14 protein-coding genes are annotated in these 15216 nt (G+C 58.0%); 2 read left to right on the forward strand and 12 right to left on the reverse strand.

Annotation, left to right across the window (positions count from 1 at the left end; all coding sequences use genetic code 11):
• The 5 genes from WA928_RS06550 to WA928_RS06570 form a co-directional block, all read right to left on the reverse strand.
• Window positions 1-125 (reverse strand): GTP-binding protein (locus WA928_RS06550; protein ID WP_424298128.1); only part of this gene is annotated, 125 nt, incomplete at its 3' end.
• Between the two features lie 66 nt (window positions 126-191).
• Window positions 192-2294 (reverse strand): elongation factor G, encoded by a 2103-nt coding sequence (gene fusA / locus WA928_RS06555; protein WP_424301209.1) that lies wholly within the window; start codon window positions 2292-2294, stop codon window positions 192-194.
• A gap of 30 nt (window positions 2295-2324) precedes the next feature.
• A complete protein-coding gene (gene rpsG, locus WA928_RS06560) occupies window positions 2325-2795 on the reverse strand; it encodes a 30S ribosomal protein S7 (RefSeq protein WP_323000328.1) in 471 nt (156 codons plus the stop codon).
• A 130-nt stretch (window positions 2796-2925) separates the two neighbouring features.
• Window positions 2926-3300 carry a 30S ribosomal protein S12 gene (rpsL, locus tag WA928_RS06565; protein ID WP_291768350.1) on the reverse strand — a complete coding sequence of 125 codons (375 nt, stop codon included), beginning with the start codon at window positions 3298-3300 and terminating at the stop codon, window positions 2926-2928.
• Window positions 3301-3611: 311 nt separating this feature from the next.
• A complete protein-coding gene (locus WA928_RS06570) occupies window positions 3612-4829 on the reverse strand; it encodes an MFS transporter (RefSeq protein WP_424301214.1) in 1218 nt (405 codons plus the stop codon).
• 233 nt (window positions 4830-5062) lie between these two features.
• On the opposite strand from WA928_RS06570, the gene aroQ reads away from it, so the two are divergent.
• Window positions 5063-5527 (forward strand): type II 3-dehydroquinate dehydratase, encoded by a 465-nt coding sequence (gene aroQ / locus WA928_RS06575; protein WP_424301252.1) that lies wholly within the window; start codon window positions 5063-5065, stop codon window positions 5525-5527.
• Here the strand turns inward: aroQ and WA928_RS06580 are convergent.
• The 6 genes from WA928_RS06580 to WA928_RS06605 are packed head-to-tail and all read right to left on the reverse strand — an operon-like array spanning window position 5494 to window position 12101.
• A complete protein-coding gene (locus WA928_RS06580) occupies window positions 5494-6570 on the reverse strand; it encodes an ABC transporter ATP-binding protein (protein ID WP_424301217.1) in 1077 nt (358 codons plus the stop codon). The genes aroQ and WA928_RS06580 overlap by 34 nt on opposite strands.
• 4 nt (window positions 6571-6574) lie before the next feature.
• Complete coding sequence (locus tag WA928_RS06585; protein WP_424301220.1) at window positions 6575-7654, reverse strand: ABC transporter ATP-binding protein; 1080 nt, start codon at window positions 7652-7654, stop codon at window positions 6575-6577.
• Between the two features lie 7 nt (window positions 7655-7661).
• On the reverse strand, window positions 7662-8522 hold the full coding sequence (locus tag WA928_RS06590) for a carbohydrate ABC transporter permease (RefSeq protein WP_424301223.1): 861 nt from the start codon (window positions 8520-8522) through the stop codon (window positions 7662-7664).
• Window positions 8522-9406, reverse strand: a complete 885-nt coding sequence (locus WA928_RS06595) for a carbohydrate ABC transporter permease (RefSeq protein ID WP_424301226.1) — start codon at window positions 9404-9406, stop codon at window positions 8522-8524. Before WA928_RS06595 ends, WA928_RS06590 begins: the two co-directional genes overlap by 1 nt.
• A 21-nt stretch (window positions 9407-9427) precedes the next feature.
• Window positions 9428-11008 carry an ABC transporter substrate-binding protein gene (locus WA928_RS06600; RefSeq protein WP_424301229.1) on the reverse strand — a complete coding sequence of 527 codons (1581 nt, stop codon included), beginning with the start codon at window positions 11006-11008 and terminating at the stop codon, window positions 9428-9430.
• A 40-nt stretch (window positions 11009-11048) separates the two neighbouring features.
• Complete coding sequence (locus tag WA928_RS06605) at window positions 11049-12101, reverse strand: NAD(P)-dependent alcohol dehydrogenase (protein WP_350384015.1); 1053 nt, start codon at window positions 12099-12101, stop codon at window positions 11049-11051.
• A 324-nt stretch (window positions 12102-12425) separates the two neighbouring features.
• Here WA928_RS06605 and WA928_RS06610 point away from each other — a divergent pair, with 324 nt between their 5' ends.
• Window positions 12426-14312: a sigma-54-dependent Fis family transcriptional regulator gene (locus WA928_RS06610; RefSeq protein ID WP_424301232.1), complete on the forward strand. Its 1887-nt coding sequence runs from the start codon at window positions 12426-12428 to the stop codon at window positions 14310-14312.
• A gap of 32 nt (window positions 14313-14344) precedes the next feature.
• Here WA928_RS06610 and aroE read toward each other — a convergent pair whose 3' ends face one another.
• Window positions 14345-15157: a shikimate dehydrogenase gene (aroE, locus tag WA928_RS06615; protein WP_424301235.1), complete on the reverse strand. Its 813-nt coding sequence runs from the start codon at window positions 15155-15157 to the stop codon at window positions 14345-14347.
• Window positions 15158-15216 lie beyond the last annotated feature (59 nt).

Genomic DNA, 15216 nt, shown 5'->3' on the forward strand with positions numbered 1-15216 from the left:
CCACCGCTCGCCTTGGCCAGCACCGTGGTGATGGCCGCCGTCAGTGTCGTCTTGCCGTGGTCAACGTGCCCGATCGTACCGACGTTTACGTGCGGTTTGGTCCGTTCAAACTTACCTTTTGCCATGATGATTCCTGTAATTTCCTGAGAAATAAAAAGGGTAAGGTCCCGGCCTTTCGGCCGGATCCTGTGTTATTTGCCGCGAGCGGCGATCACTTCGTCGGCCACGTTGCGCGGGGCCTCGGCGTACTGCTTGAATTCCATCGTGTAGGTGGCACGACCCTGAGTTTGCGACCGCAGGCTGGTTGAATAACCAAACATCTCGGCCAGAGGAACCTCGGCCTTGATGATCTTGCCACCACCCGGGATGTCGTCCATGCCCTGAACCATACCGCGGCGTGAGGACAAATCGCCCATCACCGTACCGGCGTAGTCTTCGGGTGTTTCGACTTCGACGTGCATCATGGGCTCGAGCAGCACCGGATTAGCCTTGCGCATGCCGTCTTTGAACGCCATTGACGCAGCCATCCGGAACGCGTTTTCGTTGGAGTCCACATCGTGGTACGAGCCAAAGAACAGCGTTACCTTGACGTCGACCACAGGATAGCCGGCCACCACGCCTGCCGGCAAGGTTTCCTGGATCCCTTTGTCGACTGCAGGAATGTACTCGCGCGGCACCACACCACCCTTGATGGCATCCACGAATTCGTAGCCACCGCCGGCTTCCAGGGGCTCGAGCTTGAGCACCACGTGACCGTACTGACCACGACCACCGGATTGCTTGACGAACTTGCCTTCGATTTCTTCGCAGGTTTTGCGAATTGTCTCGCGGTAAGCCACTTGTGGCTTGCCGACGTTGGCTTCGACGCCGAACTCGCGGCGCATGCGGTCGACCAGCACTTCAAGGTGCAGCTCGCCCATGCCGGAGATGATGGTTTGGCCGGATTCTTCGTCGCTGCGCACCCGGAACGAGGGGTCTTCGGCGGCCAGGCGTTGCAGGGCAATGCCCATTTTTTCCTGGTCGGCCTTGGACTTGGGCTCGACGGCCTGCGAGATCACGGGTTCGGGGAACTCCATGCGCTCGAGCAAGACGTGATCACCGACGTCGCACAGGGTTTCGCCTGTGGTGACATCTTTGAGGCCCACAACAGCGGCGATATCACCCGCAACCACTTCTTTGATTTCAGCGCGGTTGTTGGCGTGCATTTGCAAGATACGGCCGATGCGTTCTTTTTTACCCTTGATGGGGTTAAAGACGGTATCGCCGGACTTGAGCACACCCGAATACACACGGATGAACGTGAGCTGGCCCACAAACGGGTCGGTCATCAGCTTGAACGCCAGAGCGGACAGTTTTTCGCTGTCATTGGCCTGACGGACGATCTCGTTGCCTTCGTCATCGGTGCCACGAACCGGGGGAATATCCACGGGAGACGGCAGGTAATCGATGACAGCATCCAGCATGCGCTGAACACCCTTGTTTTTGAAGGCGGTACCGCAAAGCATCGGCTGGATTTCGCCTGCAATGGTGCGAATCCGGATGCCTTGGTCGATCTCCTGCTCGGTGAGCTCGCCGGTTTCGAGGTACTTGTTCATCAGTTCCTCGTTGGCCTCGGCGGCGCACTCAACCAGCTTTTCGCGCCATTCTTTAGCCTGGTCTGCCAGCTCTGCAGGGATGTCGATGTAATCGAACTTGGTGCCCTGAGAGGCTTCATCCCAGACAATGCCGCGCATCTTGGTGAGGTCGATGACGCCCTTGAAGCTGTCTTCAGCGCCGATCGGGATAACGATAGGCACAGGGTTGGCCTTCAGGCGTAGACGCATTTGGTCGTAGACCTTGAAGAAGTTGGCGCCCGTGCGATCCATCTTGTTGACGAAGGCCAGACGGGGTACCCCGTACTTGTTGGCCTGGCGCCATACGGTTTCGGATTGCGGCTGCACGCCACCCACAGCGCAATACACCATGCAGGCACCATCCAGCACACGCATGGAACGCTCGACTTCGATGGTGAAGTCGACGTGGCCCGGGGTGTCGATAATGTTGATGCGGTGTTCGTCGTACTGGTGCTCCATACCGCGCCAGAATGCCGTGGTGGCAGCCGACGTGATGGTGATACCGCGTTCCTGTTCCTGCTCCATCCAGTCCATGGTGGCAGAGCCTTCATGGGTTTCGCCAATTTTATGGTTGACGCCGGTATAGAACAGGATGCGCTCGGTGGTGGTTGTCTTGCCGGCATCGATGTGCGCGGAGATACCGATATTGCGGTAGCGCTGGATAGGGGTCTTGCGGGACATAATCTGTTTCCTGTTGAATGGCCGGTGGGGTTACCAGCGGAAGTGGCTGAAGGCCTTGTTGGCTTCTGCCATCTTGTGGGTATCCTCACGTTTTTTCATGGCGCCGCCGCGGCCTTCGGCAGCGTCCATGAGTTCGCCTGCGAGTCGCAGATCCATCGATTTTTCGCCGCGCTTCTTGGCGGCCTCGCGCAACCAGCGCATCGCCAGGGCCAGGCGGCGCACAGGGCGCACTTCTACTGGCACTTGGTAGTTGGCACCACCCACGCGGCGGGATTTGACTTCGACCACGGGCTTGATGTTGTTGATGGCGGTATTGAAGATCTCGATGGGTTCCTTGCCCGTTTTGGCCTGGATCTGGTCAAACGCGCCGTACACGATGCGTTCTGCCACGGCTTTCTTGCCGGACAGCATGACGACGTTCATGAATTTGGCCAGCTCGACACTGCCGAACTTGGGATCAGGGAGAATTTCACGTTTGGGGACTTCGCGACGACGAGGCATTTCTGTTTCCTTGTGACGATTCAGTTGAGCCGTATTTGACGGCCTTGGCTTCTATCAAGAGAGCCACTTACCTGCCAACGCTGGATTGCGTTGGCTGCACGTTTATGACCACACAGTGGCCAAAAGCTGATTATTTCTTGGGGCGCTTGGCACCGTATTTGGAACGGGCCTGCTTGCGGTCTTTGACGCCCTGGAGATCGAGGGAGCCGCGGACGATGTGATAGCGCACACCCGGCAAGTCTTTGACACGACCGCCACGCACCAGAACCACCGAGTGCTCTTGGAGGTTGTGGCCTTCGCCGCCGATGTACGAGATGACCTCGAAGCCATTGGTAAGACGCACTTTGGCGACCTTACGCAAAGCGGAGTTAGGCTTTTTAGGGGTGGTGGTGTAAACACGGGTGCAGACGCCGCGACGCTGGGGGCAATTTTCCAGCGCCGGGCTCTTGCTGCTTTCGCGACTGACTTGGCGCGGTTTGCGCAGCAGTTGAGCAATAGTAGGCATGACCTTTACGCATCCTTTGTACTTGCGTACGATTTTACGTCGATATTCAGACAGTTAGCACAACATCCGCCTGACACGAACAACGTAAAAGAGCGGGGTCTTGCACTAACCGATCAGGCAAACGCGCCTGAATATTTTTATTACTGCAACAGTAAACCTGCGGTGTTATTACAGCTGATACTGCAGTTTTACTGCTGTGTTTTACCTGGGGCAACAAGCCTGGCGCAGCGCATACTGCAACCCGCCGCCTTTAATCGGTAAGCTCGCCAGTGTAGCACGCAAAAATCTCTGATAGCAAGTGAGCAGATACTTCACCGGCCAGCAGTCTTGCGCGGGCGTTCCTCACGAAACAAGAAAACAGCCGCAGCTGCCGCAACCCACGCAACCACCCCGAACAGCATCAGTGCGCCAGCAAACCCCAGAACCATGGCAAGCTGAAACAACAGACTTCCCAGGCCAAATCCGGTAAACAGGGAAAACGCCATGAGCGCCACCGCCTGCCCGCGCCCGCCCTGCAGATCAGTGGTGATCGCAGCTAGCGACGGATGAGTCAGGTCGAAGCCCAGCGACAACAGGACGATGGCCACCCGAGCCCCATTCAACGGTAGCGGCAGCGCCAGCAGCAACGCACAGAGCCCGGTGAGCGCCACACCCAGCGGGATAATGCGCGCACGACCATATCGATCTGCCAGCCTGCCGATAAGCGGCCCGAACACCAGGCCAGGAATGCCGTATCCCAGCAGCACCAACCCGATGCCAACCCCGTCCAGGCCGAACCGGTCATGAAGATAAACCCCCAGCCAGGTAAAGACGCCGGAGATGAGTATCGCGTTGAGCATGACATAGCCATAGGTGCGACGGGCACGCGGCTGGGACAGCAGATTCAGATAGCCGCGCATCACCGCCCGACGCGACCCCGCCACCGGCCGGGGCAGCAGCGGCAAGGCTTGCCCGGCCACGGCCGCGACAGCCAACAGTGCACACAAGGTGGCAACGCCCAGGAACAGGCTTTGCCAACCAACCAACTGCTCCAGCAATGCACCCGCAGCCGCACCCGTTGCCGTCCCCCCCGCGATGGCACCAAAAAGCCACCCAACCGCGTGCCCACGCCGCTCGAACGGCACCACGTCACCGATCAGGGTCAGGCCGATGGGTACGATACCGGCCGCACTCACTCCCGTCACGACGCGCCACACAATGAACTCCCCCACCCGCTCAGCCGAGGCGGTGACTGCGGTTAGCACAGCAAACAACAGCAATGAAACCAGAATGACACCGCGCCGACCGAACCGGTCGGAGATTGGGCCGCCCCACAGGGTTGCGATCCCCTGCGGCACGACATAAGCCGGCACGGCCAGCGCCACCCAGCCAATGGGGCTTGCAAAGACCGTGGAAAGGCGCGGGATGAGGGGAGCAACCATGAATGTCTGCACAAACACCAGAAATGCGGCAGAACAGATCAGCGCAAGCATGCGACGCTCGGTCGCAAATCCAACGGAGGGCGGCGCCACCTCCTGTAAAACAGTCATGAGATTACCTGGAAAGACCCTGCCGGCAGCCCGTCCGGACCGCAAGGAGCAGGAACACACTGTTCACGGTAGTCCCTGGGCCCGGAGGCGTCAACGCGAATGCAGCCGCTGTTCGGACCTTCGGGGCTTCACGTATCCGCCGCTGTTGCTTCTATCCAGTATTGACAGGGGCAATCTCGCGGCCAACATCACATCCTTGTATGATGGGACGTTTGCCACCTGCCCGCGCCACCATGAAAATCCTGATCCTGCACGGCATCAACCTGAATATGCTCGGGCAGCGCGACCCCGCCCAATACGGCACGCACACCCTGGAAGACATCAACCAGCAGATCAAGGCGCTGGGCCAATCCCTGGGCGCTACCATCGATACTTTTCAGTCAAACTGCGAAGGATCCTTCTGCGAACGCATCCACCAGGCCCACACGGATGGCACTGACGCCGTCGTGGTCAACGCCGGCGCCTGGACGCACTACAGCTATGGCATCCGCGATGCGCTGGCTATTCTGGCCGTGCCCGTCATCGAGGTGCATATGTCCAACATTCACGCGCGCGAAGCCTTCCGGCACCACTCGGTGCTGGCTTCTGTGGCGCTCGGGCAGATTTGCGGATTTGGCATCGACAGCTACCTGCTGGGGCTGCGCGCGGCGGTATCCCTGGCCAATCAGCCCGCATCCATCAAACAGCCATCCAGATAATAGCGACGGCGCTCAGGCGGGAGCCACAACCAGGTGTCTCCTGTCGGGATAGCTTGCCTGCGTGCCACTTTTACCTTTAAGGCGGCGCCGCCCACCATGACATCCACAACATAGGCCCGCCCCAGATCATGCTGGGCTTGCACTGTCGCGGGCACGGCACCCACGGTACTCCGGGCAGCGAACTGCAGATGCTCGGGGCGTATGCCCAAAGAGACCGCCTGACCGGATCCCACGGCATCGACGACACTGGCCGGGGCATCGGGCAAAGGGCAGGATCCGATTGCAATACCTTGGGGTATGGGTCCCAGCGCAGCAAAGTTCATCCCTGGAGAACCAATAAAGTAGCCCACATAAGTGGTGGCCGGGAACTCAAACAGAACATCCGGTGTGCCCCGTTGCACCACCCGGCCGCGATCCATGACCAAGACCTCATCGGCAATGCTCATGGCTTCATTCTGATCATGGGTCACGTAGATGACCGTTTGCCTGGCATGCTGATTGGCCTGCTTGATCTTGCGTCGCAGCTCAAATTTAAGCTGCGGATCAATGACAGTCAGTGGCTCGTCCATGAGAATGGCCGCCACATCGTCGCGGACCAAACCACGCCCCAGAGAAATCAGTTGCTTTTCATCGGCCGTAAGGCTGCGGGCTGAACGGTTCAAGCGCCCCTGCAACCCCAGGATCTCGGCCACCTCTGTTACCCGTGCGCGGATCCGTGCCGCGTCATACCGGCGGCATCGCAACGGAAACGCCAGGTTTTCGTATACCGATTTTGACTGGTAGATAGCTGGGAACTGAAACACCTGAGCAATGTTGCGATGCTCGGTGCGCACCTGGCTGACGTCTGTGTCGTCAAACCGGACCACGCCCTCAGAGGCACGCACCAACCCGGAAATGATGTTCAGCAGGGTTGTCTTGCCACACCCTGAGGGCCCCAGCAAAGCATACGTTTTGCCATCCTCAAAGTGCAGATCACTGGGCATCAGGGCGTATGCATCACCACCGTATTGATGCGCGATTCTATCGAGATGAATACTGGCCATCGCACTACCTCTGGATAAATGCGGGTGCTGCCATCAAGGCCCCGCTATCTGCAGCAAACACGTACAGGCGCTCGGCAGGCACCCCCACAGAGACGCGAGCCCCCGGTGACAAGGCCTGTACACCCTCTGTTTGCAGTGTCAGTTCGCCGCAGGCCGTATCGAGATACAGGGCTGTTTCGGAACCGGTGACTTCCCGGAAGTTGACGACGCCCGCCACGGTGGCACCCCCCAGAGACAAATCCCCGGCCCGAATGCCCAGGCGATACGTGCCCGGTGCCAATACAGCCACATGCGGGGGTGCGGGCAAGCGGACCCCACCGGCCAGATCCAGATGATCGCCCTTCAGTGTGGCATCCAGAAACGACATGGGAGGGTCGCTGATGATACCGGCCACGGTTGCAGAGGCCGGCTGCTCAAAAATTTCTTCGGGGCGGCCGGCCTGCAGGACTTGGCCCTCGTGCATGACCACCAACTGATCGCTGATCAGCATCGCTTCTTCGGGATCCGTGGTGGTGTAGATCACCACCGTGTCGCGCCTGGATTTCAGCAGCCCGCGGAACTCTTCTCTGAGCTGCTCACGCAACTTGTAATCCAGGTTGACGAGCGGCTCGTCCAGCAGCAGGATATCGACGTCCCTGGACAGGGCCCGCGCCAGAGCCACCCGCTGCTGCTGGCCACCAGAGAGCTCGGAAGGTTTACGCTGCCTGTACTGCAAAAGCCCTACCCGATCGAGCGCCTCATCCACCCGCCGACGAATTTCATCTGCAGGCATCCTATGGCGGCGCAGTGGAAACGCCACATTGTCTTCGACATTGAGGTGCGGATAATTGATGAACTGCTGATATACCATAGCCACATTGCGTCGCCACGCAGGGCGGGCAGACAAATCGTGCCCATCCAGCGCGAGTTCTCCGTCCAGGCGCTCCAGAAGCCCTGCAATGCCACGCAGCAAGCTTGTCTTGCCGGCCAGGGTGCGGCCAATCACCGTGGTGATCTGGCCCTTGGGAAACACAAGCCGGATATCCTTTAAGTGCACGACATCGTCGACCACCGACGTCAGGCCCCTTGCCTCGAGTCCAGTCATAAGATCCTCATCGGATTGCACCGGCCAATGTGCCGCGTGACAAGTAGCGCTCTACCAGAAAGGCCACCAGAATCAATGGCGCAACCGAAACCAAAGAAGCAGCGGACAGACTCCACCACGGCGTGACGGACGAGTTGAGAGAGACAATCGCGGTTGGCAACAACTGCACATTGGTAAACGTCAGAGTGAAAGCAAAGAAGAAATCGTTCCAGCCGAACACCAGACAGAACATGCCCGCCACGATAATCCCTGGCAAGGCATTGGGCAGAATCACCCGGATGAAAGCCTGCATCGGCGTACATCCATCCAGCATGGCCATTTCATCGATCTGCCGCGGGATATTGTTGAAGAAATCCACCAATATCCAGACGGCGATTGGCAGCAGCAGCACGATATACACCAGCACCAGGCCCAAGCGGGTATCAAGCAAGCCCAGCCATTGCAGCATCAGGAAAAACGGGATTGCCAGGACGATAGGCGGCATGATGCGTTGCGAGATAAAGAAGAACACCAGGTCACTGTTTTTGACGAACCCCACCCGATAGCGAAACCGCGACAAACCATATGCCGCCAGCGTACCCAGTACAAGGCTGATCAGGCTGGCAGCCACCGTCACAATCAGACTATCCAGATAGGGATCCACAATATCGATGCCGCTGCTTCCACCAAAGAGATTGCGCCAGCCCTCCAGCGAGGGTTGATATTGCAGCCAGGGAATATAAGTCGCACCGCCCGTGACGCCACCAATCGATTTAAAGCTGGTGGTCAGGGCCCATAGAAATGGGCCAATGACAAACACGCTCCATAAGGCAATCAGCGCGTATTTCAGAAAAAGATAGAGTCTGCTGCTTGAGTAACTCGTATTCATCAGGTGGCTCTCCCCACAAAGATACGAACCAGCGCCTTGACGATCACTGTCAGCAAAACAATCATGATGACCAGATATGTAATCGACAAGGCAGAGGCATAGCCAATGTCGAAGTCTCTCAGGCCCCTGATATAAATGTAGTAGGCGGAGGTCTCCGTAGCGGTTCCTGGCCCACCGGAGGTCAGGGCATAAACCGTTTCCATGATCTTGGAGGCTTCAATCAGCCGGATGATGATTGCGCCGATGGATACCGGCGCCAGCAAGGGAAACGTGACATTCAAAAACGTGCGCACCGGCCCGGCCCCATCAATTGCCGCTGCCAGAAATGGTTCTCGGGGCAAACTGACCAAACCGGCCAGCATGAACAAGAACATGAACGGCGTCCACTCCCAGATCTCCACCACCATGACACTCACCAGTGCCCAGCCGCTGGAAGTGAGCCAGGGGATGGGCGCCATACCCAGCCAACGGACAATGTCGTTGGCCGGGCCTAGAGACTCATGAAAGATCGTGCGCCAGATCACTGACATGACCACTGGCGTTGTCATCATGGGCACGAGAAACAGCACACGAAAAAACCGCCGATAACGGATCTCATGCCAGACCATCAGCGCCAGGCCAAATCCCAGAACATACTGGATCAAGACGGTTGTCACCGCCATAAAGCCCAGCCGCAGCAAAGCCTGCCAGAAGCGGGTGTCGGAGAACATGTTTTGGTAGTTCTCCAACCCGATCCAACTCAGGCCGGGCGTAATCACATCCCAACCGGAGAGGCTGACACGAATCGTGAACAGCAATGGAAACAGCACAATGGCCAACAGCACCAGCAGCCCTGGTAACAGGAACAGCTGCTTATACGCGGCCAAACCAGGTGTTCTGTTCATGCCCAGCCTCCCCCGTACGGATTAACGACCGCGGTCTTCCAGCGCCACGACATTGGCATAGGCCGAACGGACTTTATCAACGCCGATCTTGTCGACAAGCTCAGTCCATTTCTTCGCCACCCCATCCAGTGCCGCCTGAGGCGTTTTTTGCCCAGCCATCGCTTCAGCAACGCCATTGGCCAAACTGGTCATGAACTGATTGACGCCCGGTACCCGCAAGTCGAAGACACGGTTGTTGCTCTTGTCCATGTCGCCCAACGTAGTGACGTATTTTTCTGCCACATCCTTGGACCAGCCCAGCTTGTCTTCCCAAAACGAAGCATCAAACTGCGACGTCCGGTACGGATTGATCCCGAAGCGGCCAATTCTCAAGTCCAGGCTGGCATTCGCCTCGTTGGAGAAAAAGCAGAGAAAATCAAACGCGATTTCCTTATTTTTTGAGGATTTGGTAACCGCTGACGTCCAACCCCAAGTGATATACGGGGGCGCATTGGGTTTGTCGAAGTGATCCCACTTCTGGGTCTCGCGATTCCAGACTTCATGCGAACCAGGCAAGGGTGCAGGCCGCACCTTGCCCCGGATGGGATTGTCCTTTTCCATGGACTGGATAAACGCATCATCCCAGGAGTAGCTCATGAGCGTTTGGCCGCCACCAAACGAGAAGATCTCATCGCCCAGACCAAAGTTTGTTCCCCCCGGCGGGAATGCCTTCTGGGCATCAATGAACATTTCCAGACCCTTGACCCAGCCCGGATTATTGATCTGCGGCGTCATGGTCTTGAGATCAAAGAAGAACCCCCCTTTGATATTGGGATTTTTTGCGTAGGCAGCCGCCCGATCGATAAAGGCCGAGAACATCAGGTCATCGCGCTTGGTCACCTCGGCACTGCCGTAGTGCAGCTTGCCATCACCGGCCCAATCCCAACCGCTGAAGAACTTGGCAATCGCGTTGTATTGCTCCCAGGTCTGGGGTGGTTTCAGATCGTTGCCGGTTTCCTTCTTATATTTGGCCTGCATGGCAGGATCGTTGAAAATATCGGCGCGATATTTGAGATAGTTCCGGTCGCCATCCACGGGGTACTGCACCACCTGGCTGCCCCAGGTGGCCACATCGCGATAGTTGGTCGTGACGTCTTTCATCCCGCTGGTATTCAGATATTTCTCGGGCATCGGCTCAAGAAAATCATGCAAGTCTCCAATCCAGATGGATGGATAGAACATCACGTCGTATGCCGCCTGATGCGTTTGCATGGGAATCATGATCCGTTGATACAGATCACCAAACGGCACATTCACCACATCCACCTTGGCGCCCGTCAGATCCGCAAATTGTCGGGCATGCAAAATGGTGGGCTCGCCCAGTACCGGCACCGCATGGCTGATGACTTTCAGCGTCCGCCCCTTGTAATCCTTCTTGGCGATCGCCTCATAAGAACACTGCCCCGGCACATCGGGGGCTGTGCCGTAACTGGCGTAGTCGCCATACTTGTCGTAGCTGATATCGGCAGCAAGCGCTGCCTGCCCAAACATCCAGGGTGCACCTAAACCGGCAATCGCCGCCACCAACGCACCATTTTTTAGTTTCTGTTTAGTGAAGCGCATGATTTCTCCTCCAGCCACTCCGTGGCTTGTCCAACTGGTTTTATGGCACCAGAACTGCACGCCCGTGAATCTTCCCCGCGCACAAATCCTTCAGTGCCTGATTGGCATCCTTCAGCGAGTACTCTTTTGTGGTCAGGGTGATCAGCCCCCTTTCCGCCAGCACCATCAGTTCTACCAGCTCGGCCCAGGTGCCCACCAGGTTGCCGATGATGTTTTTCTCCGTGATGATCATGTCGATGGTGGGAACACGAATTTCCTCGCCATAGCCGACCACGTAGTAGTTACCCATAGGCCGCGTCATTGCCAGCCCCTTGAAGGTGGTGCCTTTCTCACCGACAAAGTCGATCACTGCCTCGGCACCTTCGCCTTTTGTCAGCGCCAGGATGGCATCCACCTCGCGACCATCCGCACTGACCAGATGATCCGCCCCTGCACGGCGGGCAAGCTCCAGCGATTCGGCAGATTTGTCGACAACGATGACTTCTGCCGCGCACATGGCCTTCAGGCACTGAATCCCGATCAGGCCCAAACCGCCGGCACCAATCACCACGCAGTACTCCCCCGGCAACAGCAGCCGGGTGGCTTTCTTGACTGCACGATACGCCGTCAGGCCGGCATCGGCATACGGGGCCACATTGCGCGGCTCCAGTTGTGCGGGCAGTGACACCAGATTGCGCTCGGAGGTCAGTACATACTCCGCATAACCCCCATCACAATCCAATCCGGGAAAATCCCCCGGGCCATGCATGTCCTGGCCTCTACGGCAGGCCAGACAAGTACCCCCGGAAATTTTCGGATGCACAATCACCGCGTCACCAGGCTTGAAGGCCGTTACCTCCTTGCCAACGGCCTCAACCCAGCCTGCGTTTTCATGCCCCATGATCAGCGGCAACAGCGACTTGCCCGAGGTGTCCATGTGCGGCTTCCAGATCCCCTCAATAATGTGGAGATCCGTACGGCATACACCAGCCCCACCAATGCGGACAATCACATCAGTAGATTTGCGGATCGTCGGATCAGGCACGTCTTCCAGCGACACCCACTGATCCGCAGTCAATGACTCGTCATAGTGTCTTAGAACCTGAGCTTTCATTACACATCTCCTTGTGCTGGACTGTCGGTCCAGTGTTGCGTGATGGCCAGGATTGCTCCGTCAGGCCTCACATCACACACAAGCAAGGTCTGTGCCAACCACCGGCAAACAGGGAACACCAAGGAGAAATACGGTGCTGGAGGATCCAACTCGCACAGAACACGTCCAGTTTCTGTACGGGCGTACACCTCATAAGTGTCCAGAAACTGAACAATCGGCCAACACCCCATTGACAGATTGTCAGGCTTCCACCCACACTGTGTCGTACAAGTTGTGTTACACACAGCCGGTTCGGCACTGCGCGCTGCTTATCCGAGGGGTGATATGCAACATTCAAATGCGGTGGGTTACGCACGAAATTATCTGGAAGACGGCCAGGCTATCCCGGCAGGCACGGTTGCAGCCTCTATTTCGGACAGCTGGACACGCTGTCGGGCCCAGGGGCTGGATCCCGGCATCAAGCCGGACGACACCGTGGTGTCATTTGCGCAGATCCAGCACGCCCGGGAAGAGCTTCGCAACTGCCGGCGTCTTGCCCTGACAGAGATGCAGGCTTTGTATGCACAGATTCCGGGGCCAAATTTCATCCTGGCCTTCGCCGACCGCCACGGCCTGATCATCGACACCATCAGCGATACCCACTTCTCCCGCACCAAGGCCGGAAAATCCATCATCCCGGGCAGTTCCTGGCACGAATCCGCACACGGCACCAATGCACTGGGCCTCACCGTCATTCATGGCCGGGCCTCGCGGGTATACGGCAGCGAACACTATTTTTCCGACGACGCACACCTCAGCTGCATCGCCGCCCCCATCTTCAACATGCACGGCCAGATGATCGGTGCACTGGATGCCAGCTGTGCCAATGCCACACGCCAGCAGCACACCGAGGTACTGGTCAAAATGGCCGCCACGCAGGTCAGTAATTCGCTTTTTCTGATCGAACAACCAGGGTTTTACGTATTTGCTTTTCACCCACGAGCCGAATACCTGGACACTTTGTCTACCGGCCTGATCGCAGTTTCCGATGATGGCGAAATCATTTCGGTCAATCGATACGGAAAAGCCTTTCTGGATGAACGCAGCTCTTTAACCGGACACGGCTTTGAAACCGTCTTCAACTGCGCATTCGGGCCCATGCTGCAACGGCTGCTTGCGGGAGACACCGTGCAGGTTCGCGACCAGATCGGCGGCAGCGTCTTTATGCAGTGCCGGCAGGTGGCCCGAGGCGCAGCACGCGCCACACGGGCCGCTTCAGGCGCGGTAGAGAACCCTCTTCACAAAACAGCCGAAGGTTTTATTGCTGCCGATCCAAAAATCCAGGAGTCATTGGGCCTGGTTGCCCGGGCCACCCGCCTGGGCATGCCGATTCATATTTTTGGTGAAACCGGCACAGGCAAAGAGCTCATGGCCCGCGAGGTTCACCGCCTCAGCCAAAGAAGCGGGCCGTTTATCGCTGTCAACTGTGGAGCCATCCCCGAGGCACTATTTATCTCCGAACTGTTTGGCTACGAGCCCGGCGCCTACACCAACGCCAATCGGCTGGGGGCGCCTGGTCTGATCCGCCAGGCGGACAAAGGCACGCTGTTTCTGGACGAAGTGGCCGAGATCCCTCTGGCGGCACAAGCGGTATTACTGCGCTTTCTTGACAACATGGAGGTGCAGCCCCTGGGCGGTGGAAAAGCCAGCAAGGTGAATGTGCAAATTGTCTCTGCCACCAACCATGCGCTCGAGAAAAACCTCAACAACCATACCTTCAGATCCGATCTTCTGTTCAGGCTGAACGCCCTGACCATCACGCTGCCACCGCTGCACGAACGCCAGGACTTCGATGCAATCACCCGCTATTTGCTGGCAGAGCTCTCGCCAGGCAGCGTCATCACCGACGCGGGGATCTCCCGGCTGCAAGGCCTGCCCTGGACAGGCAATATCCGCCAACTGCGAAACTATCTGCAGCGGCTGGTGGTTTTTCATGCAGATGGCAGCCCCATCGACGAAGCCTTGATTGGCCAACATAGCCAAGATACCTTGGCCGGCACCGCCAGCCAGGCTTGCCGCGCGTGTGCGGGGCACCCGCTAAAAGAAGCCGAGTGCCTGCAAATCAGGGCAAGCTACGAAGCCAATCACCACAATATTTCACAAACCGCCCGGCAGCTGAATCTATCGCGCACCACGGTGTACAAACACCTCGAGACTGCAAGAAGCAAGTAATCCGTCTTTGGCTGTGCCCGTCCGGCCGACAGCTAACCTTGCCGCAGCTGCTGCAATACTGGCCTTACGTCCGGCAGCACGCCGCGCCACAGCCGAAAAGATTCTGCGGCCTGCCCCACCAGCATGCCCAATCCATCGGCAATGTGCGTGACACCTTGCCGGCGTGCCTCTTGCATAAATGGTGTCTGGCGGCCATACGACATCTCATAGGCCAGTGCCCCGGGTGCATACAGCCCGTCGCCAAGGTTCAAGGGAGCATCCGAAAGCCCGGTGGATGTGGCATTGATGACAACATCAAAATGCTGCTTGCCCGCCTGTTCAACCCCCCCTGCTCTTACCGGGTAGCGCGTGGCCCATTTATCAGCCAGCGCACGGGCCTTTTCGGGGCTGCGATTGACGATCAGCAAATCGGCCGGGCCCGCTTGCAACAAAGGTAAGAGCACACCCCGCGCAGCACCGCCGGCACCCACCAGCAGCACCCGGCACCCAGCCAGGCGCAGCCCGATACGGTCCTGAATATCGCTGACCAGGCCTACCCCATCGGTGTTATCGCCCACGATACCTTCCGGTGTGAAGCTGAGCGTGTTAACCGCCTGCGCGGCCTGCGCGCGCTCGCTGAGCCGCCCGGATAACGCCAGGGCATCCAGCTTGAAAGGCGCAGTGACGTTCATGCCACAACCACCGCCAGCTATAAACTGGCGCACCACGGTTTCGAAGGTTTCGGGGGTGGCCAATAGCGCATCATAAGAAAGATCGTGGCCCAGCTGCTGTGCGAACGCAGCATGAATCAGGGGCGACTTTGACTGGGCGATGGGGTTGCCGATAACGGCGTAATGGTCGGTCATGCGAAGCCTGCAGGAGACAGCCGTGAAAGAGGCATAGCGTAGCAAACATTTGAGCACGG

The sequence above is a fragment of the Castellaniella sp. genome (assembly GCF_049651205.1).
Lineage (GTDB): Bacteria > Pseudomonadota > Gammaproteobacteria > Burkholderiales > Burkholderiaceae_B > Castellaniella.

Excerpts from the sequence above, each read along its gene's own strand:
- fusA (WP_424301209.1), bottom strand. The coding sequence starts at position 2,294 with ATGTCCCGCAAGACCCCTATCCAGCGCTACCGCAATATCGGTATCTCC.
- rpsG (WP_323000328.1), bottom strand. The coding sequence starts at position 2,795 with ATGCCTCGTCGTCGCGAAGTCCCCAAACGTGAAATTCTCCCTGATCCC.
- rpsL (WP_291768350.1), bottom strand. The coding sequence starts at position 3,300 with ATGCCTACTATTGCTCAACTGCTGCGCAAACCGCGCCAAGTCAGTCGC.
- WA928_RS06570 (WP_424301214.1), bottom strand. The coding sequence starts at position 4,829 with ATGACTGTTTTACAGGAGGTGGCGCCGCCCTCCGTTGGATTTGCGACC.
- aroQ (WP_424301252.1), top strand. The coding sequence starts at position 5,063 with ATGAAAATCCTGATCCTGCACGGCATCAACCTGAATATGCTCGGGCAG.
- WA928_RS06580 (WP_424301217.1), bottom strand. The coding sequence starts at position 6,570 with ATGGCCAGTATTCATCTCGATAGAATCGCGCATCAATACGGTGGTGAT.
- WA928_RS06585 (WP_424301220.1), bottom strand. The coding sequence starts at position 7,654 with ATGACTGGACTCGAGGCAAGGGGCCTGACGTCGGTGGTCGACGATGTC.
- WA928_RS06590 (WP_424301223.1), bottom strand. The coding sequence starts at position 8,522 with ATGAATACGAGTTACTCAAGCAGCAGACTCTATCTTTTTCTGAAATAC.
- WA928_RS06595 (WP_424301226.1), bottom strand. The coding sequence starts at position 9,406 with ATGAACAGAACACCTGGTTTGGCCGCGTATAAGCAGCTGTTCCTGTTA.
- WA928_RS06600 (WP_424301229.1), bottom strand. The coding sequence starts at position 11,008 with ATGCGCTTCACTAAACAGAAACTAAAAAATGGTGCGTTGGTGGCGGCG.
- WA928_RS06605 (WP_350384015.1), bottom strand. The coding sequence starts at position 12,101 with ATGAAAGCTCAGGTTCTAAGACACTATGACGAGTCATTGACTGCGGAT.
- WA928_RS06610 (WP_424301232.1), top strand. The coding sequence starts at position 12,426 with ATGCAACATTCAAATGCGGTGGGTTACGCACGAAATTATCTGGAAGAC.
- aroE (WP_424301235.1), bottom strand. The coding sequence starts at position 15,157 with ATGACCGACCATTACGCCGTTATCGGCAACCCCATCGCCCAGTCAAAG.